Origin of the sequence: Mycobacterium lentiflavum (assembly GCF_022374895.2) — a bacterium.
In the GTDB taxonomy this organism is placed as follows: Bacteria; Actinomycetota; Actinomycetes; order Mycobacteriales; family Mycobacteriaceae; genus Mycobacterium; species Mycobacterium lentiflavum.
This window is the reverse complement of sequence record NZ_CP092424.2, coordinates 18836-43329: the sequence shown is the minus strand read 5'-3', so window position 1 is coordinate 43329 and position 24494 is coordinate 18836. Positions and strand designations below refer to the sequence as shown.

Below are 24494 nucleotides of genomic sequence, written 5' to 3'. Positions count from 1 at the left end.
TGATGCCGTTTCCACGTCAGACCGTCACAACAGCCGGCACGCTCGACCGGATATGTTCAGCCAGAAAGATGGACCGCGAACCGCCTGGCCGGGCTGACGGGATTTGAACCTGCGACCATCTGTCCCAAAAAGATCGCGATGGCGCATTTTCACCACTCAATGACCGGCGCAGGTCGGCTTATGGCGTGCGAGCCTCCGCGGCCTGGTCGGTTAGTATGTTCCAGCGCTGACCGCCATCGCAGCGCTGCGTCTCTCGCAATCGGTTGACCCACTAAGTGGCCTCTATGGACTCAGCGTTTCATACGCAGAGCGGTCAGGATTTCGAAACCCGGACCCGCTGATTAAGAGTCAGCGGGTCCGTCCCCGCCATCCGCGGACTGCTCGCCAAACTCCGCAGCGCCGAACACCTTCGGCGTCGTCGCGTCGGTGATTGAAATCCATTGCCGCAACAATCGGCGTGACGTGGTCGTGCAGTCGTCGATTTAGCCGAGGTTGTGCTTCACTGTTCTGCAGGTTCCCAGCAGTGCGGTCACACCGACAAATCTGTTGTTCAACATCATGGCGATCCCGTGTGCGCTCACCCGATGACGGCGATGAGGCAATCACGTTTTAGTCCAAGCTGTTCCACACAGAATCGGCCAAACGCAAGACCTGCTTGGCGAAAACGTTGAGATGATGTTGCGGCGCAACATGTCTCGCATCAAGACAATTCGTCGCCAAGCCCGCCACATACAGCCGCTGCGAGCGTCGCCTGAGCGGCCGAGCCTTCCGTCCGCGGCAGTATCTTGACGGCCCTACTGAACTATTCCAAAGTTCGGGCGCCCTCGAGGAGGCGAGGATGTTTGGGGCATGTGCAGTTGAGGTTGTTTGGGACGTTTAGGGCCTACGGGGCCTATGGGTCCACAGTTGAGGCCGACAATGCAACCGCGCAGACTAGCCCTGGGCTTGCGATCGGCGACGCCTACGGGAGGGGCCGGAGGTGTGGGCACTGGCGTCACGACGAACGCAGTTGTCGCCGTTCTCGGTGTACTTGGCAACTTGTCGTAGCCCCCACCATTAAATCCGAACGCGAAAACAACTGCAGCCGCGCCACCGAACAGCGCGAGCGATTTCCCAATTTCAGATTTCATTAGATTCTCTCTTCTCCATCGTGTTTTCCGCTTACTCCCGCGGTCGTGCGCCAAGACCCAGACCGGTTAGGGAATTGAGGCCCCAGCACGCAGGGCAACAGGCTTGTGGCGGCGAGGGATCTTCCACACGACCGTGGTGATCGTTCGGGTTCTTGATCGAAAGCTCATCCGACGATGAGCCAAGCCACCACGAGCGCGGTCCGATCGCCGCTTCGACAGCGGGTTCTCCCTTTAAAGTGCGCCCTTGACAAGGTCATTGGTCACTGGCCGCAGTGGCCAATGCACAACGGCCTGACGCTGACCGATCAGCGACGCGCTAGACAGAACCGCGTCAAGATATCTCGACCCGAAAGGGCGACAGAGACGCCGCGGGGCGGGCCCCGCCTCCCGGGTGACACACCGTCGGTGACTGAGCCGACGGCGGTGGTCACTGCTACGCCGGACCCCAGCGTGACCAGAGCCGTGGCCGACAGTGGCAGCACCGCAATCGCGAACGCTTGGGGGCATTCCGGTGACGCGGTGCAGTCGGCAGCTGAATGGTCAGCGTTGACCGCGAATTCAGCGCTCAGGGATGCGTAAGAGGCGTGTGCTGAATTCGATTGAGAAGACTCAGACTGCACCAACCAACAACCGGCGACGCCGACGAGCACCCACACCGTGAGCAAGATCATCGTGACCGGGCGCCCCGTACACGCCTTCGATTGCGGCCGTGGGGCTCTGCGAGAGATTGCGGAGAGCGAGTGGAACGCTGTGCTCGCCACAATCACCACCAATCTTGTTCGCGCCTTCGGCCATCTGCCGACCCAAACCCAGTGTTATCCTTCCAGTGGACTAGAAGGTCAAGGGAGGCGCCAATGCAGATCGGCGAGCTGGCGAAACTGGCCAACACCAGCGCCAAAACCATCCGCTTCTATGAGGACTCGGGTCTGCTACCGCCGCCCGCACGCACTGCTTCCGGATATCGCGACTATGGGCCTGAAATTGTGGATCGGTTGCGGTTCATCCATCGGGGCCAATCCGCCGGACTGACCTTGCGGAAGGTCCGCCAAATCCTGGCGATCCACGACCGTGGCGAGGTGCCGTGCGGGCACGTCCGACAAGTCCTAACCACTCGCCTGGACCAAGTCCGCGCGCAGGTCGCCGAACTCGTTGCGCTCGAAAGTCACTTGCAGACCCTTCTCGAGTACGCCTCTCAGGCCGCACCCACCGAACACGACCATTCCACGGTGTGCTGGATCTTGGAAAGCGACCTGGATGCCGATGCCATCATGGAGCAGAGTCATTCCAGCGGCGAGCCAATCAGTACTAGCGGCGTATAGGAAGCCGCGAAAGCCGTTAATTCCTCGGCTATTCGGCTAAGGTCAATACCTTCGGCTGTTGCCGATTCCCGGCACACGACTGCCGCAAGCTAGGCATTCCGATAGTCAGCCCATTGCGAAGAGACACCCGACTGATTTATTTGGTGTCGTTCCTCGCCGACCTCGACGGGGATGTCGAAACTACCGAATCCTTTTGGTCGAAGAGGCGCCCCCTAGAACACCCATCGCGCCGGCTGCGGCGCGATGGGTGAGGTGACCCGTTTAGAACCCGACGAACCTCCGGGGGACTTGATGGATGAGGCGGATCGCTTGGACCCCGGTGATCGTGTGCCGCGGGGTACCCGCTTTACGGCGGATCGGGCTCAAAGCCGAATAACGGTAGTTGAGCAAGGTCCCACCACACCCGTTTTATGAGATGAGGTGGGTGACTAACGTGGGATGTACCAGTAGCGCGACGCCGAGGATGATGAGTGCCGCTGCTGTCGCATGCCTGAGCTGGTCGCCGAAGGGCGTCACTTTTTCCAGCCAGATGACGACCGACAGTGCCAGCATCCACGCCAATTGCATTGTGCCAAAGGCGATTAATACCAGCATTAGCATCCAACAAGAGCCAAGGCAGTAGATGCCGTAGCGGCCTCCGGCGAGCAATGCGCGGGGTGGACTGTTGAGGTTGTTGCCTGACGCGCCGGACAACGACGTGGTCCGGCGGCAATAGCGCAGGCATGTCGCCTTGAACGGCGTGAGCTGATGCAGCCCCGCGACCAGGGCGACCACACCGGCGACGCGGCCTACCCACGGACAGCTATGGAGCACCGGGTTCAGATGGGTTGACGCAAGAAAGGCCGGGACGCCGACCACGGTCCACACGGCCAGGTATCCGGTCACGAAGACGATCGCTGCAGCGGCCTTGCCGCCGGCGGCGCGGGCGTAGCGGCCAACCACCGGCAATGCCGCGGGGAGCATCATGGCGGCCATCATGGCCGCCCACGCGATGAGGAACGCGGCCAGCGACGTCGTGGATTGGCTGTCCATCGGCATTGTGTCGCCGCGCATGTCCGCCGCGGTGACCACTGACCACCACCAGCCCAGACCCGCCAAACCTAACAGGAATGCCGGTAACCAGATATCAGTCCGCGACCATGCACGCCCTTGGCCGTTGTCCACTTAAGACACTCCCTTCAGTGATTCCCCGAATGCGGTAACTCCTTGAAGAGTACCCACCCCGGGTGGGGTGGAGTATCCTCGGGTGAATCGGATGTCGATGGGAGTGATGAGGCGGCTATGAGCGAGGAATTGACGGCGAAAAAGCACGCGGCGCTGAACCGGCTCAAGACGGTTCGCGGCCACCTTGACGGGATCATTCGGATGTTGGAATCCGACGCTTACTGCGTGGACGTGATGAAGCAGATCTCGGCGGTGCAGTCCTCGCTCGAGCGTGCCAATCGGGTGATGTTGCACAACCACTTGGAGACGTGTTTTTCCTCGGCGGTGCTCGGTGGCCGCGGGCAAGCCGCCATCGAAGAGTTGATTGATGCGGTGAAATTCACCCCGGCATTGACCGGCCCGCAGGCCCAGCTAGGCGGCGCCGCGGTCGGTGAACCTAGCGACAAAGAGCCGGCGACGGCAGGAAGCCGCACGTAACGACACCGGCTTTTGGTGCTGGCCATTAGCTACGACAGCCACCGTGTGGCTGAGGAATAGAGATGAAAGGGAGCGTTGAAGATGTTGGTGCTGCATGGATTTGTGGCCAAGGCGGTACCCACCGTGGTGACCGGCGCGGTGGGGGTTGCGGCCTATGAGGTGTTGCGCAAGGGAATCGCGAAAGTTCCGCTGCGCGCGGCGACCGTTACCGTGACCGCCTGGGGCATCCGCGTGGCCCGTGAGGCCGAACGCAAGGCCGGCGAGAGCGCTGAGCGGGCACGGTTAACCACGGCCGACGTGATCGCCGAGGCCAAAGAACGCATCGGGGACAACGCCACAGCGGTGGCGAGCGACCCGGGCAACACCGATGACCACTGACACCATCGCCGATGGCGAAGTCAAGCTGAAGGTCGTCTCGGACGCGTCGGGACGAATGCGTGTGCAGGCCAGTGGGTTTCGCTTCGACACAGTTCGGGCCGTCGCGATCGAGGACATGGTCGCCAACGTGAGCGGCGTGGATGCGGTGTACGCCTACCCACGCACCGCGTCGGTGGTGGTGTTGTATTCGCCCGAAAGTTGCGACACCGCTGCGGTTTTGGCAGCGATCACCGAAGCGCGGCACACCCCGGCGGAATCAGTGCCCGCGCGTGCCCCCCACTCGGCTGATCCCCGCAATACCGGGGGGGTGCGCACACTGACCGGCCGGATCCGTCGTTTGTTCGGCCGTTCGCCCGACGGTGATCAGCCGATCAACACTGGTGGCGGATGTGGGTCGGGGCCGGCCAGCTGTGGGCAGCTGTCACCGCGCGAGGACAACCAGCGCCAGCGCCGGACGTGGCTGCGACGGCTATGGCTGGCCATGCCGCTAGGGCTGCTTGCGATGGCGTCGCCGATGCTGTTCGGCGCCTACCCGTGGGCGGGATGGTTGGCCTTTGCCGCCACGCTACCGGTGCAATTCGTCGCCGGCTGGCCATTCCTCAAAGGGGCAGTGCAGCAAGCGCGAGCGTTGAGCGCCAATATGGACACGCTGATCGCGCTGGGCACATTGACCGCTTTCGTCTACTCCACCTATGAGTTGTTCGCTGGTGGCCCACTGTTTTTCGACACCGCCGCGTTGATCATCGCGTTCGTCGTGCTGGGCCGCTATGTCGAGGCCAGAGCCACCGGCAAGGCGTCGGAGGCGATCAGCAAGCTGCTGGAGATGGGCGCCAAGGAAGCCTGCCTGCTCGTAGACGGCCAGGAAGTGCTCGTCCCGGTCGACCAAGTGCAAGTCGGAGACCTGGTGCGGGTCCGGCCCGGCGAGAAGATCCCCGTCGACGGTCAGGTTGTCGACGGGCGTGCCGCCGTCGACGAGTCGATGCTGACCGGCGAATCCGTCCCGGTGGAAAAAACCGTGGGTGACCATGTCGCCGGGGCCACCGTGAACGTCGACGGCGTGCTGACCGTGCGCGCCACCGCCGTGGGGGCCGACACCGCGCTGGCCCACATCGTGCGCCTGGTCGAACAAGCCCAGGGTGGCAAGGCCCCCGTGCAGCGGTTGGCCGACCGGGTCTCGGCGGTGTTCGTGCCGGCCGTTGTCGCGGTTGCCGTTGCGACGTTTGCCGGCTGGACGGTGCTGGCCGGCAACCCCGTCGCGGGCATGACCGCGGCGGTCGCGGTGCTCATCATCGCCTGCCCATGCGCCCTGGGGCTGGCCACCCCCACCGCGATTACGGTCGGCACCGGCCGGGGTGCCGACATGGGGATCCTGGTCAAGGGCGGTGAGGTCCTGGAGGCCTCCAAGAAGATCGATACCGTGGTGTTCGACAAGACCGGCACCCTCACCCGCGCCCAAATGCAGCTCACCGACGTCATTGTCGGTAAGCGCCGACAGCCCGACTACGTGCTAGAGATCGCCGCCGCCGTCGAGTCGGGCTCCGAACACCCCATCGGCGCGGCCATCGTTGCGGGTGCCCGCGAGCGCGATCTCAAGATTCCGGCCGCCACGGCGTTCACCAACGTCGCGGGCCACGGAGTGCGCGCCGAAATCGACGGTCACCCCGTATTCGTCGGGAGACGCAAGCTCATCGACGAGCACAATCTAGATCTGCCCCCACACCTTGCCGCAGCTTCCACAGAACTCGAAAACCAGGGCCGCACTGCGGTGTTCGTCGGCCGCGACGGCCAGGTTGTGGGCGTACTCGCGGTGGCGGACACGGTCAAGGACGACGCCTCCGCCGTGGTCGCTCAACTGCACGCAATGGGACTACACGTCGCCATGATCACTGGCGACAACGCCCGCACCGCGGCTGCGATCGCCACGCAAGTCGGCATCGAGCGAGTGTTGGCCGAGGTGTTACCCGAGGACAAGGTCACCGCAATTCGGGCACTCCAAGACGAGGGGCGGGTGGTCGCCATGGTGGGCGATGGCGTCAACGACGCCCCCGCACTGGTGCAGGCCGACCTGGGAATCGCAATCGGCACCGGTACCGACGTGGCCATCGAGGCCTCCGACATCACCCTGATGTCCGGCCGGCTCGAGGGTGTCGTGCAGTCGATCGAGCTGTCGCGGCAGACGCTGCGCACCATCTATCAAAACCTCGGCTGGGCCTTCGGCTACAACACCGCCGCCATCCCCCTTGCCGCACTCGGCTTACTCAACCCCGTCATTGCTGGCGCCGCGATGGGATTCTCCTCGGTCAGCGTCGTCACTAACTCACTACGGCTACGCCGCTTCGGCCGCAACACCCACCAGCAACCCGGTCCGGCCCTGCACCTCGTGTCGGCACCCGCATTGACTCAGTGATTTGACGGCAGAAGAACGAGAGAAGCGATGACAGGCACGGCGGATTTGGCTGCAGTAGAAGCCATTTCGGCCTTCGGCATGCCACATGACCGCCCAGCGGGTGTCACCAGGGGTCCGTGCCGATGGGCAACGAAACAACCCCTGTTGAGGTTTGGGAGGCAATGCGATGACGACTTGGTACGGCGGCTGGGGCTGGTGCAGCCCAATGATCAATACCCCGGTAATGCTGCTGTTGTTTGGTGCCGTCTTCACGGCCATCATCCTTGCGGTGCGGTCCGCCGGCAGACGGTCAAGCGATCCGGCCGCCGCTGCGCCTTATGGCCGCGCCCAACACGAAGTAGCGGCCCCCACTCCCCGAAGCAAACCAGAGAATGACGACTTTTATCGACGCTTGATGTAGGCGCGTGAAGCCCTGAGCGGCAAGCTCATTCACCGCGACACGCGATCAAAGTGCCCAGGAGGTCTCACATGGCTAACCTCACCCGACGGGCGGCACTCGCTGCACTCGGCGCCAGCGCGGTGGCGGGTATCGGGTACGCGCTTCGCGGAGTCCTCGGTTCGCCCGTCCTGCGCGTTCGCCTAACCGACGGCGGCATGATGGGTGCCAGTCCGGCCGACATGAGCCTCTACATGGACATGTTCAACCGACACACCGAGATCACCCGCACGGTCGAGGAGATTCCCGGCGGCGTACGCACCAGCACCCAATCAAACGCCGCCGAGCTCACCGCCAAACTGCACGCACACGTATCGAGCATGTACTCCCACCTCAACCAGGGCTCCGAAGTCATGTGCATGAGCCAAAGCCTGCCAACACTATTCCGCAACGCCGGCAACTACCGCCGCCAGCTGACGCTGACGCCTACCGGCGTCGTCGCCGAGGAAACCTCCGACGATCCCATCCTCACCGACGCAATCCGCGCCCACGCTCGTGAAGTCACCGGCTTCGTACGCGACGGAATGCCCCCGATGATGCAAGGCATGATGGGCGGAATGATGGGACCTGGCGACATGATGGGCCCCCGCGGCCGACCATAATCGCCGGCAACGCTGCAGAGGCTCGCTGCTCCCAATTATGTGAAAATGTGACCCAAACCTGGGACCCTCCCCACCGTCCTTGGCTGATTGAAACGCCCCGGCATGTCCGGACACGGGCCGAGGCGGTTCAGCGTCCATCGCGCCGAATCCCTCGGAGTGACAACATCGGGTGGTTGGGCGATTCTGACGAATAGGGCCGGCTCGAGCTCACAGGCCAGGACCCTCACCCGCATGAAGCGAATCAGGTAGACCGCTGGTCACCAGGGCGGCGACCCAACCTGCGCTTGTCTGCCCTCGGTGTCTTCGACCATGTGACGCCAATACCTACCCCGGGGGGGTAGGCTCGGATCATGTTGGACCGGTCATGCGGCTTTCCCGCTTCAGGAGTGCCGAGCACGCCGCGCCGACGCGGCTTAGCGTCCGCCGATGGGTTTTCCAAGCAAGTGCTGTCGCCCACCGCTGTGGGTTCGTGGCGGTGTCACGCCCTGAGGGTAGCCGTGATTGTCATCCGCCAGCGGCTGTCTGGGGTGTCGACGCCTGGGGCGTATCAGATCTTGCCGAAGGAGCTGGCGGACAGGCCATCTGGGCCATCCACAGCCTAATTCCTAATTCGTCTCAGTTGAAGAGGAGTTAAAGATGTCCGGTGTAGACGTTGCCGTTCTGGTTGGGGCGGCGTTAGTGATCACGGGGTTGGCGTGGTATTTCTTTGCCCCGCGACGCGCGCAGGCCGCAACCGTCGGCGATGGTGTGCAGCGGCTTCAGGTTAGGGTGAGTGGTGGGTATAGCCCAAACGTTGTAGAGGTGCGCCAAGGTGTTCCGGTGGAGATCGAGTTCGATCGGCAAGAGACCGGGGATTGCACATCGCGGGTCGTCTTTCCCGACCTCCATTTGTCAGCGGCCCTGCCCGGTTACCAGCGCACCACAGTGCGGTTTACCCCGGAGCAGGCGGGATCGTTCGGGTTCGCCTGCGGCATGAACATGGTCTCGGGCACACTCGTCGTCACCCCCAACGACGTGGCCACGCCCTCTGGCGAATCTGAAACGCCCACCGCTGCTTCAGGTTGCGCGCCAGTCGATGGTGTGGCCGAGCCGACCGCCGCCGAGGTCGAGGCTACCCAGGCCGAAGAACGTCGCGCCGAGAGCGCCGACCTGATCCGTAGGGTGGTCATCGGCGCAGCGTTTACCCTTCCGGTGCTGTATGCGGTAATGGTTCACCCCTTGGGCGCGAAGTGGGTGCCGGGGATCTTGTTCGACCATTGGGTGCAGCTTGCCTTCATCACCCCGGTGATGTTTTACGTGGGGTGGCCGATCCACCGCACCGGCTGGCTGGCGTTAGCGCACCGCAGCGCCGACATGAACAGCCTCATCACGTTGGGCACCCTGGCGGCCTATGGTTACAGTCTGTTGGTCACCGTCGCCTCTGGGGTCTTACCGGCCGATGTTCGCGACGTGTATTTCGAGGCGGTCGGGGTGATCCTGACCCTGTTAATGCTGGGCCGATTGCTAGAAGCCCGCGCCAAGGCTGGCACCGGTGAAGCTATCCGCGCGTTACTCGGGTTGCAAGCCCGCACCGCCCGTGTCGTGCGCGAGGGCATCGAAACCGAGCTTCCCGTCGACGAGGTCATCGTCGGCGACCAGATCGTGATCCACCCCGGTGAGAAAATCCCGGTCGATGCAACAGTGTTGTCTGGGCAGTCTGCCGTTGACGAGTCGATGGTGACCGGCGAATCGATACCAGTCACCAAATACACTGGCGACGCTGTCATCGGCGCGACGCTCAACACCACCGGCTCGTTGCGGGTGCGTGCAACCAAGGTCGGTGCGGACACCATGCTGGCCCAGATCGTCCGCATGGTGCAGCAGGCACAGGCATCCAGAGCGCCGATCCAGCGGCTAGCCGACGCCCTCTCGGCCTACTTCGTGCCGGTCGTGATCGCCACTGCCCTCATCACTTTCGTAATCTGGTTCATCGCCGGCCCGACACCCACGTTGACCCAAGCGTTGGTATCGGCAGTGGCGGTGCTCATCATCGCCTGCCCTTGCGCACTGGGCCTGGCAACCCCGCTATCGATTATGGTCGCCACCGGCAAAGGCGCCCGCGCAGGCATCTTGATCCGCTCGGCCGAGGCGCTGGAGACCGCGCAAAACCTCGATACCATCGTGCTGGACAAGACCGGAACCATCACCACTGGCAAACCTGCTCTCACCGACGTCCGCGCAACCGGGACCGTGGCGGAGAACGAACTGCTCATGCTGGTTGCCGGCGCCGAAGCCGACAGCGAGCACCCCATAGCCAGCGCGGTAATCGCCGGCGCCCGTGGCCGCGGCATCACCGTTCCCGCCCCAGCGGCGTTTGATTCAATCACCGGCAAAGGTGTCCAGGCCACGGTCGCTGGCCGTAGTGTCCTGGTTGGCACTGCGACCTTGCTGGCTGAAAACGGTATCGACACAGCCGAACTCGAGCAGATCAGCACCGAGCTCGCAGCCGCGGGCAAGACCCCGGTTCTCGCCGCGGTCGACAGCTACCCGGCCGGTGTCATCGCCGTGGCCGACACCGTTAAGGGCGACTCCGTCTCCGCCATCGCCGCACTACGCGCGTTGGGTCTGCACGTGGTGATGATCAGCGGGGACAGTGCCCGTACCGCGGCTGCGATCGCAGCCCAGGTCGGGATCGACCGAGTGCTCGCCGAGGTCTTGCCCGAACACAAAGCGGGTGAGGTCCGCCGGCTGCAAGCCGAAGGACGCCAGGTCGGTATGGTCGGTGACGGCATCAACGATGCTCCCGCCCTGGCCCAAGCCGACGTCGGATTAGCGATCGGCACCGGCACGGATGTGGCCATCGAAGCCGCCGACATCACCCTGATTTCAGGGTCACTGGCCGGGGTGGTTACCGCGATCCGGCTCTCCCGCGCCACCATGCGCAACATCCGGCAGAACCTCTTTTTCGCGCTGATCTACAACGCCGTTGGCATACCGCTCGCAGCCGGCGCGCTGTATCCGCTGCTGGGGCTGCGGCTCTCACCGATGGTCGCCGCCGCCGCGATGACCCTATCGTCACTATCAGTCGTCGGCAACGCCAACCGCCTACGCCACTACCCCATCAAGCCGCTGCCGACCACTGAGGCACCCGCGGTCGAACCCCACCGGGAAGTCGGCGCTGGTCAACGCGAATCCCTCGCCACGTAGGTCTGGCCTGTGACACAAACGCCGGGGCGGCCACGAAGATCACGTCGCTTCCCCCGGCGGCCTTGGCTGACGTCACTAATCGCGCGAACGCACGCGCAGGCACGAAACCGATATTCTATAAACCCCGCAGGCTAGACTAGGCGTCAGTGGTCTCATTGGTAGCCGACCTACTGGTCACCGCAGCGGCAACGCCGAGAGCGACCCGTCGACGAAAATGCTGGGAGGCCAGTTGGAAACCACACACGGATATGTTGCGCACAAGGACGGCTACGCCAAACGGCTGCGCCGAATCGAAGGCCAGGTCCGTGGCATCGCGAAGATGATCGACGACGACAAGTACTGCATCGACATCCTCACCCAGATCAGCGCAGCCAGCAGCGCTCTGCGAGCCGTGGCTCTAAACTTGCTCGACGATCACCTGGATAATTGCATAAGTCAAGCGATTACCCACGGAGGCGACGAAGTCGAAGTGAAGCTGGCCGAGGCCTCTGCCGCCATTGCCCGGCTGGTTCGCTCCTAATTGATGGGGTGTAGGCGGCGAGCCTCTGCCGCCACTCACGCCTCCAACGCATGCGCTCGCCGGGGCGCACACCATTGGCGTCCCACGCCGACAAACTCCACGACGCATTTCACGTGCACGAGCTTGCTGATCACGCGCGTGGGCTCAGGCCACCTAGCCCTGGGAGGCTCCCAGCGCATCATCCTGGTGCGTTGACTGCGCCGCAGGCACGCCGATGCAGGACCCGGTCCGTAGCGATCTGCGTGGTGTCGGGGGTGGGATCCTGCTGCCCCGCAAGACATTAGGCACCATCAAGACCAACTAGTGCTCCGGCTCTGCACCATCGCCCCCGCTGCCAGCGCCCCGGGCTGCTTGACCAGCTACGCGCTGCCCCCGCAATGGGGTTTTCCCGTTTATTTGTGGTCAGCAACGGTCCTGACTGCGAACCCTTCAACCTCGGGCCATCGATTCGGCACCTCCGCGCACTCCAAGATTGGCCATTCATCGGACCTTAAACACAAAAATATCTCGGCCGCGGACACTACCCGAAAAGCCGTGTGCGCTCAGGGCCTTGGGTTTGTGCGCGGCACCGGGGGCGCGGGGTGCGGCGACACGATTAAGCCCGTGGGGGGTGCTGCCGCTCCGTCGACACCGCCAGGAGCCGCAAAGTCGGGGCCGCCTGGGGCGGGGGGCGCCGGCGTCACGCTCGAAGCAGGGTCCGCAATTGGTGTGGTCGGACTGCTTGCCAATTCGCTGCCGCCAAATCCGACCGCTAAAACTAGTGTTGCCGCTCCGCCGAACAGCGCGATCGCCGCTTTCGTTTGAGATTTCATCAGACTCTCCTGTGTTTGGTCGTATCGTCCTAACAACCCCAATGTTGCGTACAGATACCCCCACAGGGTAGGGACTTAGGTCACCGCAGGTAGGGCAATCAGGCCTCCAAGTGGCGGTGGCCTGCATCGACACCTGAATCGACTGCATCGAGAGGCGCATGTGGGCCAGGCCGCGATGGCTGACTGCGCACGGCCGCGCCTGGACTGGCTTCAGTCACTTCTCATGGCGAAAGTCAATCCAATCTGGGCACGTAGGAAGAGCATCGAGTCAACCGCCGCCATGGTGGTCCAGTCCAGCATGACGGCGCCGATCTCGAAGGGCATGGGCAGGATGGTGAGGAATTCTCCCAATTCGGTAGTTGGCGCGATCAAGCCGCGTGTTATAGGTGATGACCGTTCGCTGGGTTCGCGGGCACGCTGCGCTGCAAAAGGTGAAGGGATCGAGGCAGCGCGTGGGCTGCCTCGTCAAAATATCCGCCATCACAGGCGGCCCGCTCCTTCGCCTCGACGCCGCCATGGAGGCTGGATTGCCTTTCACAATAGGGACCGAATGCCCTACCCCCGGAGGGCGTCGGCTGGAAGACTTGGTCTTCGCACGAACACCCAATCACGAGCGGAGAGCGCGATGTTATCTCGACCGAAGGCCGAGGTCGCGCTGGCCGGCGGCGCTGTCATGTTTGCGTTAGCAGCCGGGATCGGTAGCGTTGTGTTACGAGGCAACACAACGCTACCCGCGCAGACCGCTGCTCCAACTTCCAGCGTGGCGCCCCCTCCATCGCCGATCACTCCTGACCGCGCGACACGCAATCCTCCTGACTGCGTCGAGCCCTACTGTGGCGTCCTGTTGAACCCGCCCCCGCGCGGGGACGTAACGTGGATGCCCCACGGAGCACTATGAGAACGTCGGCCCCGCCGTTCGATGTTCGTACACAACGCATTGCACAGCCTCGCGATGCCCGTAGTCGCCGGCCCCACAAAAGGACAGTCAGATGGTCAGCAAGAACCAACATTTCGGCGTGCTGGTAGGTGTTGACGGGTCAGCTGGTTCCGATGCCGCCGTCCGGTGGGCTGCGCGCGAATCAGTGCTTCGTAAGGGGCGGCTCACGCTTGTGTACGCCGCACCCCGATCGGCACTACCGCGCCTCGCTCCTTTCACTCCCGCAGAGGCGCAGCACCGCCACGAAGGCGACCTGCAAGCCATCAACGACCGTGCGACCAGGATCGCCGAAAGCGCTGTCGGAGACGCCGATCCAGCGGAAATCGACAGTCAGTTGCACTTTTCCCCGCCCATTCCGACTCTGGTCGATATGTCTCGAGCCGCGGACCTGGTCGTCGTAGGCGCCCGTGGACTGGGCACCGTGCGTCGCGTATTGCTGGGCTCGGTCAGCTCCGGACTGATCCATCGAGCCCATTGCCCTGTCGCCGTTATTCACCGGGAGGTCTCGGCCCCGTCGCCGGCTGCCGTTGGTGGGCCCGTGCTGTTGGGCGTCGATGGATCACCAGCGTCGGAATTGGCCACTGCAATCGCATTCGAAGAAGCCTCGATGCGGGGCGCTCGATTGGTGGCTCTACACGCGTGGACCGACACCGATGCAGCCCAGGTTGCGAGCATGGAAGACTCCGTGCAGCAAGCGGCAGCCAAGGAAGTCCTCGCCGAAAGACTCGCCGGCTGGCAGGAACGCTATCCCGACGTCAGCGTGCTCCGCGCTGTTGTGTATGACCAGCCGGCCGCCCACCTGCTTGAGCGTTCCAAGTCAGCCCAGCTCCTCGTCGTCGGCAGCCACGGCCGCGGCGGATTCGCCGGAATGATGCTCGGCTCAGTCAGCTCCGCAGTGGCTCAAGCGGCCCGCATACCGGTGATCGTTGCGCGCCACCCCAAGCATCAGCAACGGTCTGCGAATCAGTAAAGCCACGCGCGTTTGGTTTCGCGAATCAGCCACACCAACCTAGACATCACAGCGGTTTTGGGGAGTTATCTAGCAGTCGTTGGGTCCATTATATGGCCGGCCCCGACGGGGGGAACGAGCTGGCCAGTGACGTAATACCACGCGCAGCGAGCGCTGCGCATCATGTGAGCCTAGTCGTGTAATAGCCCGGCGCTCAACGCTTCCCGTACGGCCGGACGCCAGCGGGCCACCACCGCGCCAACGTGTATCTGCCCCGAATTGCACCTCGGCGGATATGTCACGAAACCGATCATCTCCTACTTCGAGGGTGTTAGCACTGCCTCGGCCGGCGCCCCTTACGCTTGGGACAATTGTTCGCGACAACAAACCGAGGGGCGTGCACATCGGGTTGGCTGGGCATTTCTTTCGCGCCCGCAGAACCACCGGCCGGTGGACTAATAGAGATCGCGGAGATCGGCCAACCTGCTTCCATCGCGGGCAGCGGCGGCCGGCCACCGCCCAGATCGATGTCTGCGATCATGACGCCGGCCACCATCATCGCGAGAATGGTCACGACCGATGGCAAGGGCGTCATCCACGTCGGTGCGGGCTTTGTCATCATTGTTTTTGTCCTTCCTGTGGCGACGCAGGCGCTGAATCCTGTTGAAACACTTGCGATTTATTCATGAAGAGGCCGAGTGGGCTCGCCGCTTCGCTGTTGCTGTGACGGCGGGTTTTGAGACGGCGCTGGTGAGCGAGCAACACGGCGGCCAGGTCAGCAACCTCGCGGGCGCAGCCCCACGACAGGGTGACGCCGGCGTCGCCGTGGCCGTAGTTGTGAACGATGCAAGCGTCGGGTTCGATCTGCAGTCGTACCCCACCTTCGCGGAACGGCTGCAGGCCCACCCATAGCGGGTCGAACGAGTCCAGTTGGGCAACCCGCAAAGTCGGCAGGAATTCGGTGCAGCGGTCGAGCATCTCGCGCAGCGGCGGGTAGTTGTCCAGCGTGAGATCGGTGTCGAATTTGCCCGGCTCCACCAGAGCGCCCAACAAAAGTCGATCAGCACCGCGGGGTGCAATGAAGACGGCGTCGTGGTTGTCCGTGCTCGGATCGCCGGCCACCGCGTGCACCGCGGTCACGCGCGGCATGGAGGTGCCGTCATTGACTACCCGTAACAGCGCAGCCCGGTGCGGTTGCACGGTCGGATCGCAGGCCAATTCGCGGGCTCCCAAACCAGAGCAGTTCACAATCAGGTCTGTCCCGAATTCGGCCAGCAGCTTGTCGTGCTGCTCGGCTAGCGGGCCGCAGATGCTGCGCCGAACGACGGTCACGCCGGCGGCTTGGGCCTGCCCAGCTAGCCATCTCAGATACTTGGCGGTATCGATGGTGGGTGCCGGATAGGAATAGGCGTCCACCACCCCACAGCCCGCGTTGACACCGTATTCGGCGATCAGCCCGACGTCGTGCACAAACCGGGGCAGTAGCTGCTTGACGACGGCCATTTTCGTCATCGCAGCCCGATCCTGCTCGATGGGGCGTGAGAAATAGAACACCGTGGGTCGCACGATGACGCCGGTGCGGTGATCGGCGGCTAGTCCGCTGAAGCGCAGGTAGGAATCCAACGCCCACACGGCCGCGCGAGCATGCACCGCCTGGTTGTGGTGGCGACCGCACACCGATGGTGGCCACTCCCACACAGCGCCCGCGACACTCGACACCGTGTCAGCGTCAAAGCGGTTGGCCGCTACGACGACTCGCCATCCTCGCCGGGCCAACACCAGTGCGGTGGTCCCTCCACTGATACCGGCCCCGATCACCAGTGCGCTCGGCTGATGTGTTCGCGCCCTCACAACCGCACCTCCCGTCGGCGCTTGTCCTTGATGGACTAGAGCTAGTTAGTAGGCCCAGATAGGCCGGACTCATGTTCTGTGGTGAACGCCGCGAGCAGGGTTGTGGCGACGACTACCGACAGCAGCAAAAGCCGCGGGGCAACCCACCCACGGCTTAAGACTGAGCAATCAGGTACGAGTGATGCAAAAGCGGGTCAAGATACTTCGACCCGAACGAGGAAAGGCAAAGGCGATAGGCCGCGGCGGGCCGCGGGATGCTAACACCACAGGCCAAGTCAGCGACCCGGTCAACAACACCAGCGCGAGAACAGCGGCGAGCGCAACGAGATCGGTTGTTGCGCAGGACTGTACGGCATGCTTGCATCCGCGATCGATCAGGAGATCCGAGCCGTCGCCAACCGATGCAGACTGGACTACTGCAGCGCCGGTATGGTCGCTGACCGCGGTGGAGATCGACGAACTTCGAACACCGGAAACGCCCATATCGGACATGCTCATAGCGGGAAAGCGACACCCGCCGGCCACGGCGATCACCCAGAAGACGGCCGCCACCACGGTGGTATAGCGCAGCCACCTTCTGTAGCGAGCAATTTTCACGATCATGGCAACACCCACGCTAGCACCCCCCGGGGGTATTGAACAGAAGCGGCACGTAACGGCGACGAAACAACAAGGCATCACGTCGGGATCGACTGGGTGGTCCGCATGTTTCTACACCAGTGCCAGTCCCTGTGTGCGCGACGGAAGTCCGGAGCTTTAGTTTCCGGTGTCCGCATGCCGATGAGGCAGCAGGATGATCGGCATCGCAGCCAGAACGAGGCACAGGCCGATGCCCTGCATCTCAGTGAGCCGATCATTGAGCAGGACCCAACTGAAGGCGACCCCGAAGACCGGGGTGAGTATGGTCCATGCGCTCAGCGTCACCAGCGGTGCCCGCTGCAGCTCACTGAACCAGATCATGTAGGGCAACGCGGTACTGGCCAAGGCCAAAAACAACAGGGCCGCAACAAAATGCGGTGTCCACGACACGGCAGGCACGCCCTCCACCGCGGCGGCCCAGCTGGCTAACGCGATACCGCCGCACACCAACTGCCACGCTGAGAACATCACCACGTCAACGCCGGCGCCCAGTCGGCGCGCCAGCAGCGTACTAGCGGTGATCGCCACCGACGCCGCTAGTGCCGACAACGCGCCGCTGCCCGTGCCGGCCGGAATTGCCGCCACGATCAGCCCGAGGAACCCGACCACCAGCCCCGCCATGGCCCGCGGCCGTGGCCGCTCTCCATACAGCAGCCAAGCGGGTAGCACGATCAGGACTGGCTGCGCGTTGGACAGTACCGCCGCCACGCCGCCAGCCACTCCGGCGGTGCCAGCGAACATCGCAGCGAACGCCACACTCACATTGACCAACCCCAAGACCACGATGCCGGGCCAGGCCGACCGCGGTGGCGCCGGGCGCCGACCACACCAACCGACCGCCAACAACACCCCGCCAGCCAGCAGGGCCCGCAGCGCAGCGAACCACAAGATCGGAGCATCAACTAGCCCATAGCGGATCCCCACGAAACAGGCGCCCCAGCCCGCAGTCACGATCAGCATCCTCCCTGGCCGCGGCGGTCGCAGCCGCGCCGAGACGACCGAAGCGTCAGCCACGGATATCACCACCGGCGACCAGCCACCGTGGCTGATGAGGGTGCCCAGTCAGGCCGGCAGCGGCGCACGCCCACTGCAGGGTATGGCAGCAGAACAAGAGGCCGGCGATCATCGGCGTGGGCACGACCACGATCGTCTCGGCGCCACCTCGGCTGGCGCGTCGTGTGCTCGTGATCGAGGCAGCCACGCTCTGTGCTGATTTTCGTGTCGTACCACCCTCACCGCCCGAGCCCAACACGGTGTGATGATGACACGCACCAGCGCTGCCGCATGAACAAAAATGACCCGTACACATCGGAAGCGAACCCGGCTGTACACAACACGCGGTGAACGCGGCCGGGTCAGACATGTCGCTGGCGCGTTCGGTGATGGCGGTGCGGTCCTGGTCTACTGAAAGGTGAGTTCGGGCGGCATTTTGGCCATATCAGCAGTCCCCGATAAGAATTCGATGACATCCTCCTGCTTGGTAGCCCCGGCCGACGTTCTTGCGGTCACCGGGACGGTGACTTGACCGGAGAACGTCACGGTCAGACGGTAAGGGTCAAAATCGTTGAGCTTGACCGCGCTTAGGTCGGCGCTCCCCCAGGCGGCGGTACCCTCGGCCAGGCCGCTGGACCCGAGATGCACCGGGCAGCCCCAAGGTGCCAACAGATTGGATTGTTGACAATTGGCCATCTCTATAGCCAGCTGCGCGCTCACCGCGGCGCGTCCCTTATCCGACAGCGCGAAGGTGGGATGGACCCAGAATGGAGCCATGGGCGTGAGTTGGTCGAGCAGAAGCGGTTGGACCGTCACCGTCAAATAGGCGTTGGTGGTGCCGATGTCGATCCACCCGGGAAACACATAAACCGTGGACGCGCTAATGGGCTTGCCAAATAGCGTGAGTGTTTTCGCGGCGACGTTGCCTACCGAAGCACCCAGGCCCGGTGTGAACTTGAACGCCGCCGAAGCCAGCTTCCAGCGGTTGTGGTCCGTTCTCAAATCCAAAGTTGCATCTGAGGTTTGATCACCGAAGGTGACGACCACATGCACATGAGCCATGCTCAATGCCGCGTTGGGTGCCGTCGAGTTGTCGTGCAGGATCCGAATATTGTGGATTGGCCATTGCGCGACTTGCTTTTTGAGGGTGTCGCTGTTCAGGAATTCTGTGATGGCGGGCTGCTCCGTGCCATAGGACAGGGCCGTCTCGGCGTCGCCACGGGCGAGTGCTTCCAGGTAGTTTCTGACCGCATCGCCGGCTGACCGGGCGGCCTGCCCGTCGTGCCGGTCGGCCACAGTGAGGACCAAAACGACTGCCACCGCTACCAGCATTGCGCCGGCGCTCATCACTGCGATGAGTAGCCGTTTGCGGCTCGTGCGTGCCGTGGGAACCGGCGGCCACCGAAACGCAGGCGAACCCGACACAACCTGGTGGTCAGCGCCGGGGGGCACCGGCCGCGGTTGCCCGGTCGGCAGTGACGGCGACACGTCCAGTGACCCGAGATCCCGCGCGGGATCATTCGGACCGTGTTGGCGTGGCCCGATCCCGCCCGGCGGGTCCTGGTCGGTCTGATTGGATCCGCGTTTTGCCTCCGGGTCGTCGAAACACTCACCCGACCAATCGGTCACCGCAACCTCCGAGGACATTGAATCCGTGTTGTTCGTGATCTTTTCAGTTGTTCGCCAGCGGCATCGTCTTGACAGATGCAGGCGACCGCAAGTGACAGGGCTCCGCTGCCCAGGCTTTTCGCCTCGTGTGTCTCCAGGCGCTTCGGGTGACAGCCTGCACGAGGTGCTCCAGCACATCCCGGCCGAATCCAGCGGCCGGTCGGCGGTCTCGGAGATCGCTGCTCCCCGGGCGCGCTGGGATCGGAATCGCCTGCGAATGGCCTTCTCCCGCTATACCGGGTACCGGGTGTAACACGTTTCCGTTCGACCGTCGAGGCCGGCACGAAACGCGGCTATCCGCGTGAAACCGGCCGGCACGCTGACACCATCAACGTCGCTGGCCACCAAATGGTTGGTGAGCAACCCAGACACAGCCTTGTCGAGGTCACCTGCGGTCAGCAAAAGCGTCTTGCGCGAAGGCAGTTCGATCGGGTCAGCCATCTTGCGATGCACGACACCAGTCAGGCACGCGGTCCGCAACGCAGTCCACAGACTCTGCATCGGCAGGCCGCGCTCATGCTGCACCGCCAGGGCGTACCTCGACATCACGATCGACAAGGCGGTGTCGTCACCTTGCGGCAGGGCATGCTCTGTCATGTCGGCGGGCTTCCCCATCGCCACCAGGGCAGGTAGATCGACCATAATGGTGTTGGTGGCCGGACAGTAAGACGCCGGCGGGCCGGCCCTCGCACCAGGACAATTGGCCGCACCGTAGGACAACGTTGGCCGATTCTTCGGCGAAAAGATCTTTCCCATCAGCTCCATCAGCGCCGACAACGTCACTTCGTTGATCGGAACCTCACCGGTCTCCGGGGCTTCGCCGGGCTTGGCCCGCAACATCGTCGGCAGATTGCCGCGGCGTTGCTCGATTTCCTTCACAGTAATACCCGCGCACGCCGAGGGGCCGCCGAGAAAACCTATCTGAAAGGCACTGATCCGATCCAACGCCGACCCATGTTCGTCATCCATTTCGGCATCGGAGTCCATCACGGGGTCACGCGTGGTGATGATCCCGGCCAGCACGTGGTCGAGCCCGTCAGCGGCACTTAGCGTGAAGCGTGGCGACTTACCTTGAGCTACCCAAAACAGATAGACACCTGCGAAACAATCGGCTTGCTGCTCACGCACGAGGGTGGGGTCTTTCCTCGTCACCAGTTTCGCCATCTGCTGCAGGGCGTGCCCGTACTCGTGCGCTAACACAGCAGTGACAGACATGTCGCCAAAGTACTGCCGCACAACCGCCATGAACCCCCTCCGATCCCAGGCGATAAAGTTGCACCCTGAGGTGAAAAAGGCGTTGAGGACTTGGTAGGTCTTGTTGCGGCACACCATCGGACTCGTCGGATCAGTGGAGTCGTAGGAGACTAGCGTGCCAACCCGGACGAAAGTGCCGCTCAGTGATTCGCCGTAAGTTGCCTGCCAGTACTCCTCGAGCTCGTTGACCGATAGCAACGACAACTTATCGATATTCCCGTTGTCGGTGTTGACCACCGTGCCGGTGGGACCGGGTGCGTTGGAACGAATCCCGCTCGGACCGTTAATCGCGAGCAGTCCCCCCACCCTGAATGGATTGTCAAACATCGACAACCCACGCCCGTCGACGACCGTCGAGCATCCTGCTACCAGCAATACCGTGCTAGCGCAGGCGAATGCCACCTTCACCCCAACCGGACAATCATGGCGCGCGTAGCCCATGGCTGGGTGAGCGTCCATCACCTGACCGCGCAGCGGACTGAACATTATCGGTACGTTGTGTACACGAATCCCTGGGTCACGGCTGCGGTTTCGCGGGAGTGGGCCTTGGCGGGTTAATAGGGCCGCAATTCAACCCCGGAATACACCCGCCGTTACTTGGATCGGGGACAATGCTATTGGTAGCCGGCGCAGAAGGATCCGCTGGGGGCGCCGGCGTCACGCTGGAGGCAGGGTCTGCGATCGGTGTGGTGGTGTTGTTCGACAATTCACCTGCGCCGAATCCAACCGCCAAGGCCAGAATGGTTGCTCCGCCGGCCAGTGTGATCGCGGTTTTGCTGTGGGACTTCATCATGTTCTCCCTTCTATGCAAGGGCTGTCGCCCTCATCACCGTCAAACTTAACCTCTTATACCCTGCGGGGGTAGGGACCTAAGTCCTCTCCGGATGTAGCCCGACAGAACCCACGCGATGGGCAGGCGCCGCGCCAGAGTCTGGGCGGTTCGCCCCTGTACGGTGAGTTTTGGCCGCTGCTCGGCGCGATGGTGGCCGACGTCGCGATGACGGTGATTTCCGAGTTTCGCCGACGCGTATCGGCCAAGACGAGACGCCTCCGATGGCGATCACGCAGGCACATTAATCACGTTGAACACCAGAGGAACAATCCAATGACTGAAACACCGCTGTGACAATTGAGGCGTACCAGGTCCACGGCCGGCGTGTCGAAATGGGGACCGGACTTGCCGCTGGCAATCGGCGCTCACCACCATGACTGTCCCCCGCGGACACGACTTTATACCCTACCGGGGTAATAAATAAGCGCGGCTGGCGTTAAAGCCAGTGAAGGTCACACCAGCTGACCTGCGAGGCCTCCGGGCACCCATGGGATTGCAGGGGCACAGTCGCCCTGCCCACACTGTCGGATGGACGGTGGCGCGGCCGTTGGTCAATCGATGCCCACTGCAACGAGTGTGAGCGCAGAACACTGCTGCACTTCGATGTTCAGCTACGTGAGATGCGTTCCAGCTCAATCTCTTCCGCCGATCCGCGGCCAAGTTCGCGGACCGCTGCGCAAGCGGATGTCACCTTCAGTGCAGACAACAACACGATTTCGAGCACGAAACAGCTTTTAGCGCAGCAAATTTCATAGATGTGCACTCGCCTATAAGGATGTCGCTCGCGGTTTGCTCGTGGCCGACATCCAACCGCGCCACAGCTGGGGACGCCCCTGTCCGCCGACACTCGCGACGGGCCGGTGGCTGGCGCCAACATGGCGTTGCAACCAGCCGCGGGCTACTCGCCCGCACCGCCAGGAGCCGACTGCTTTGTAGAATTAGCCGTATGCGCGAAATGTTCGATAGCGAAACGCGATTGTCATGGGTCCTGGCCGCGTTGGCCGGGTTGATTGGGGCCGCGGCATTTACCCATTCCGCCGGATACTTTGTGACGTTCATGACCGGCAACACCGAACGTGCGGCGTTGGGGTACTTCCGCCATCAGCCCTGGCTGGCTCTGACAGCGTCATTGCTGTTGGCGGCGTTCGTCGTTGGCGTGGTTGTTGCATCGTTATGCCGGCGCCACTTTTGGGTGGAGCACGCCCATGGCCCGACGGTACTCACCGCCTTGTCACTGGCCGCTGCCACTGTGGTCTGCGTTGCCACACACGGATGGTCGGCGACAGGCGAGCTCTCACTTACGCCGATCTTTTTGTTGCGTTCGGAGTTGGTGCTCTCAACACTTCTTTTGTGAAGGACGGCGAGGTCGTTGAGCTACGCGGTCGGCACGCTGGTCAAGATGGGCCAGGGTATCGAGCGTCACATCAACGGCGGCTCCGCGTCTGCGTGGCTGGGATACTTTCTGCTGTACCTAAGTTTCATCGTTGGCGCTTCGGTCGGCGGAGGTATTAGCCTGGTTGCCAATGGGTCCCAGATGCTGGCGGTCGCCACCATCATTTGTTCGCTAACCGCCGGTTACACGCATTTCCATGGCAACCGTCAGGTCTTTGTGAAGCAGTCACGCAGCCAACGCTGGTCTAGCCGATCATTGGCAGGAGCACTTCGAAAGAGATCCCGTTGACGGGTCCCCTTGGTGGACGCCTCCGCGAATTCGACCTGCCTCGACGACGTGGCAAGACTGATGCTCGCATTGGAGCTGAGAGTCACCGGCCTCTCGGTGGCACCGAGGCAATGCTCTCACCCGGCGAAAATCATGAGGTGATAAGTCAGCTCATCCCAGACGATGAACGATGACGTCGGGCTGGCGTTGCGGTGCGCCCGCGCTTGGGGCGTCACATTCGCCGCGGCACTAGACACTAGGCAATCTGCACAACTCGTGTGGGCGTTGCCGTCGCTGCGCAGACATCGCCGCGGCGCTGCTGGGGTCGGTAAGCACAGCTGCGGTGAACGGAGCCACCGCGCCAATGGTCGCGGCGGGTGAACACGACCCGACACAATCAGCAATGTTGAACGTCGACGCGGTAGGTATCGCAGTCCGGCAGGATCAGTGACACGTTCACGCTTAGTGCGCTGCCGTCAGGAAATAGCGGCTCGTCGCTCCACGCCCATTTGATCAGGTCCTGGTCGCAAGGCCACCGTGACGAGCACCACTCGTGCACCCGCGCCTCTAGTCACCACACCACCGAGCGTAGAGCCCCTGAATGAATTACCCTGTAAGAGTAGGTGGTAGGACGTGGGGGCAGAAAGTCGCCCATGCGGATTGGAGCGATCGGTACGCTCTCGAATCAAAACCCGGACCGCACTGGTAGGCGGTGTCGCCACCGTGGCAGTAGCGGCTGGAGTCGGTGGCGGCATTTTTATCAAGCGACACAACGACATCGACACCAATAGCGACCCGACCGCAGGGACACAACACGCGATCCACTCCTTAATACGTCGACGCTGACCCGCCACCATTGCCCAACTGTGCGGAGTGCCCGGCGGCGCAAACGAATATCCCAGTCCCAGTTTTGAACCGTGCCATCCGCCACGTGCCAGCGGTGAGATGTCAAGGAACTAGCGAGTGTTTGTGAGGCAGTGGCGCGACCCCGCATCCGGGTGGCTTCTGCTCCGAGCCCGTTTATTCTTGCTCAGCGTTAGGGCCGCGGCATGGTAGGTGCCGTCGTGCTCGGGGTTTGCTGAGGACCCGTCGGTCCGCCCGGACCCATTCCACCGGGTCCCATCATGCCGCCGCCAGGTCCCATCATGCCTCCAGATCCCATCATCGGACAGCTAACGTCACGGCCGACGTTGGAACCCCGATGCCAGCTGTACGGGCCGCCTGAGGATAAGCCCAAGAAGAACCCCGAGAATAAGATCACCGCCACTATGAACACGACA

General features: G+C 63.1%; 16 protein-coding genes and 1 pseudogene. 9 read left to right on the top strand and 8 right to left on the bottom strand.

Annotated features, from left to right (window positions below; all coding sequences use genetic code 11):
• Window positions 1–1435 precede the first annotated feature (1435 nt).
• Window positions 1436–1801 (bottom strand): putative copper homeostasis (lipo)protein LpqS, encoded by a 366-nt coding sequence (gene lpqS, locus MJO58_RS29035; protein ID WP_473143704.1) that lies wholly within the window; start codon window positions 1799–1801, stop codon window positions 1436–1438.
• Between the two features lie 183 nt (window positions 1802–1984).
• On the opposite strand from lpqS (MJO58_RS29035), the gene MJO58_RS27660 reads away from it, so the two are divergent.
• Window positions 1985–2449 (top strand): heavy metal-responsive transcriptional regulator, encoded by a 465-nt coding sequence (locus MJO58_RS27660; protein ID WP_061555867.1) that lies wholly within the window; start codon window positions 1985–1987, stop codon window positions 2447–2449.
• A 408-nt stretch (window positions 2450–2857) separates the two neighbouring features.
• On the opposite strand, the gene MJO58_RS27655 is transcribed toward MJO58_RS27660, so the two are convergent.
• Window positions 2858–3613, bottom strand: a complete 756-nt coding sequence (locus MJO58_RS27655; RefSeq protein WP_175364736.1) for a DUF2182 domain-containing protein — start codon at window positions 3611–3613, stop codon at window positions 2858–2860.
• A gap of 117 nt (window positions 3614–3730) precedes the next feature.
• On the opposite strand from MJO58_RS27655, the gene csoR reads away from it, so the two are divergent.
• The 6 genes from csoR (at window position 3731) to MJO58_RS27625 (ending at window position 11619) form a co-directional block, all read left to right on the top strand.
• Window positions 3731–4090 carry a copper-sensing transcriptional repressor CsoR gene (gene csoR, locus MJO58_RS27650; protein WP_061555869.1) on the top strand — a complete coding sequence of 120 codons (360 nt, stop codon included), beginning with the start codon at window positions 3731–3733 and terminating at the stop codon, window positions 4088–4090.
• An 84-nt stretch (window positions 4091–4174) separates the two neighbouring features.
• Window positions 4175–4468 (top strand): DUF1490 family protein, encoded by a 294-nt coding sequence (locus MJO58_RS27645; RefSeq protein ID WP_061559662.1) that lies wholly within the window; start codon window positions 4175–4177, stop codon window positions 4466–4468.
• Window positions 4469–4523: 55 nt separating this feature from the next.
• Window positions 4524–6875, top strand: coding sequence for a copper-translocating P-type ATPase (locus MJO58_RS27640; protein ID WP_090610009.1), 2352 nt, complete (start codon window positions 4524–4526; stop codon window positions 6873–6875).
• A 468-nt stretch (window positions 6876–7343) separates the two neighbouring features.
• Window positions 7344–7913 carry a hypothetical protein gene (locus MJO58_RS27635; RefSeq protein ID WP_061559464.1) on the top strand — a complete coding sequence of 190 codons (570 nt, stop codon included), beginning with the start codon at window positions 7344–7346 and terminating at the stop codon, window positions 7911–7913.
• A gap of 636 nt (window positions 7914–8549) precedes the next feature.
• The gene (locus tag MJO58_RS27630; protein ID WP_061559500.1) at window positions 8550–11099 is read left to right on the top strand and encodes a heavy metal translocating P-type ATPase; all 2550 of its coding nucleotides are present in this window, start codon (window positions 8550–8552) and stop codon (window positions 11097–11099) included.
• A 229-nt stretch (window positions 11100–11328) separates the two neighbouring features.
• Complete coding sequence (locus tag MJO58_RS27625) at window positions 11329–11619, top strand: metal-sensitive transcriptional regulator (RefSeq protein WP_239723502.1); 291 nt, start codon at window positions 11329–11331, stop codon at window positions 11617–11619.
• Between the two features lie 1022 nt (window positions 11620–12641).
• Here the strand turns inward: MJO58_RS27625 and MJO58_RS27620 are convergent.
• On the bottom strand, window positions 12642–12803 hold the full coding sequence (locus tag MJO58_RS27620; RefSeq protein ID WP_175364749.1) for a hypothetical protein: 162 nt from the start codon (window positions 12801–12803) through the stop codon (window positions 12642–12644).
• A 617-nt stretch (window positions 12804–13420) separates the two neighbouring features.
• On the opposite strand from MJO58_RS27620, the gene MJO58_RS27615 reads away from it, so the two are divergent.
• Window positions 13421–14338 carry a universal stress protein gene (locus tag MJO58_RS27615; RefSeq protein ID WP_061559498.1) on the top strand — a complete coding sequence of 306 codons (918 nt, stop codon included), beginning with the start codon at window positions 13421–13423 and terminating at the stop codon, window positions 14336–14338.
• 597 nt (window positions 14339–14935) lie between these two features.
• Here the strand turns inward: MJO58_RS27615 and MJO58_RS27610 are convergent.
• From MJO58_RS27610 to MJO58_RS27590, 5 genes are all read right to left on the bottom strand, one after another.
• Window positions 14936–16168: an FAD-dependent oxidoreductase gene (locus MJO58_RS27610; protein WP_082811604.1), complete on the bottom strand. Its 1233-nt coding sequence runs from the start codon at window positions 16166–16168 to the stop codon at window positions 14936–14938.
• Window positions 16169–16336: 168 nt separating this feature from the next.
• Window positions 16337–16783 carry a putative copper homeostasis (lipo)protein LpqS gene (lpqS, locus tag MJO58_RS27605; protein WP_139043419.1) on the bottom strand — a complete coding sequence of 149 codons (447 nt, stop codon included), beginning with the start codon at window positions 16781–16783 and terminating at the stop codon, window positions 16337–16339.
• Window positions 16784–16924: 141 nt separating this feature from the next.
• Window positions 16925–17821, bottom strand: coding sequence for a DMT family transporter (locus MJO58_RS27600; protein ID WP_239723501.1), 897 nt, complete (start codon window positions 17819–17821; stop codon window positions 16925–16927).
• A gap of 387 nt (window positions 17822–18208) precedes the next feature.
• A complete protein-coding gene (locus tag MJO58_RS27595) occupies window positions 18209–19147 on the bottom strand; it encodes a DUF4878 domain-containing protein (protein ID WP_175364750.1) in 939 nt (312 codons plus the stop codon).
• Window positions 19148–19699: 552 nt separating this feature from the next.
• Window positions 19700–21181 carry a neutral zinc metallopeptidase gene (locus tag MJO58_RS27590; RefSeq protein WP_420845457.1) on the bottom strand — a complete coding sequence of 494 codons (1482 nt, stop codon included), beginning with the start codon at window positions 21179–21181 and terminating at the stop codon, window positions 19700–19702.
• A gap of 1148 nt (window positions 21182–22329) precedes the next feature.
• Between MJO58_RS27590 and MJO58_RS27585 the strand changes: the two are divergent.
• Window positions 22330–23235, top strand: a pseudogene (locus MJO58_RS27585) (DUF1275 family protein).
• Window positions 23236–24494: the final 1259 nt, after the last annotated feature.

Bases quoted from the DNA above. Each gene is read 5' to 3' on its own strand.
- MJO58_RS27590 (WP_420845457.1), bottom strand. From the start codon at position 21,181: ATGGACGCTCACCCAGCCATGGGCTACGCGCGCCATGATTGTCCGGTT.
- MJO58_RS27660 (WP_061555867.1), top strand. From the start codon at position 1,985: ATGCAGATCGGCGAGCTGGCGAAACTGGCCAACACCAGCGCCAAAACC.
- MJO58_RS27635 (WP_061559464.1), top strand. From the start codon at position 7,344: ATGGCTAACCTCACCCGACGGGCGGCACTCGCTGCACTCGGCGCCAGC.
- MJO58_RS27640 (WP_090610009.1), top strand. From the start codon at position 4,524: ATGCGTGTGCAGGCCAGTGGGTTTCGCTTCGACACAGTTCGGGCCGTC.
- csoR (WP_061555869.1), top strand. From the start codon at position 3,731: ATGAGCGAGGAATTGACGGCGAAAAAGCACGCGGCGCTGAACCGGCTC.
- MJO58_RS27595 (WP_175364750.1), bottom strand. From the start codon at position 19,147: ATGAGCGCCGGCGCAATGCTGGTAGCGGTGGCAGTCGTTTTGGTCCTC.
- MJO58_RS27630 (WP_061559500.1), top strand. From the start codon at position 8,550: ATGTCCGGTGTAGACGTTGCCGTTCTGGTTGGGGCGGCGTTAGTGATC.
- MJO58_RS27615 (WP_061559498.1), top strand. From the start codon at position 13,421: ATGGTCAGCAAGAACCAACATTTCGGCGTGCTGGTAGGTGTTGACGGG.
- lpqS (WP_473143704.1), bottom strand. From the start codon at position 1,801: ATGATCTTGCTCACGGTGTGGGTGCTCGTCGGCGTCGCCGGTTGTTGG.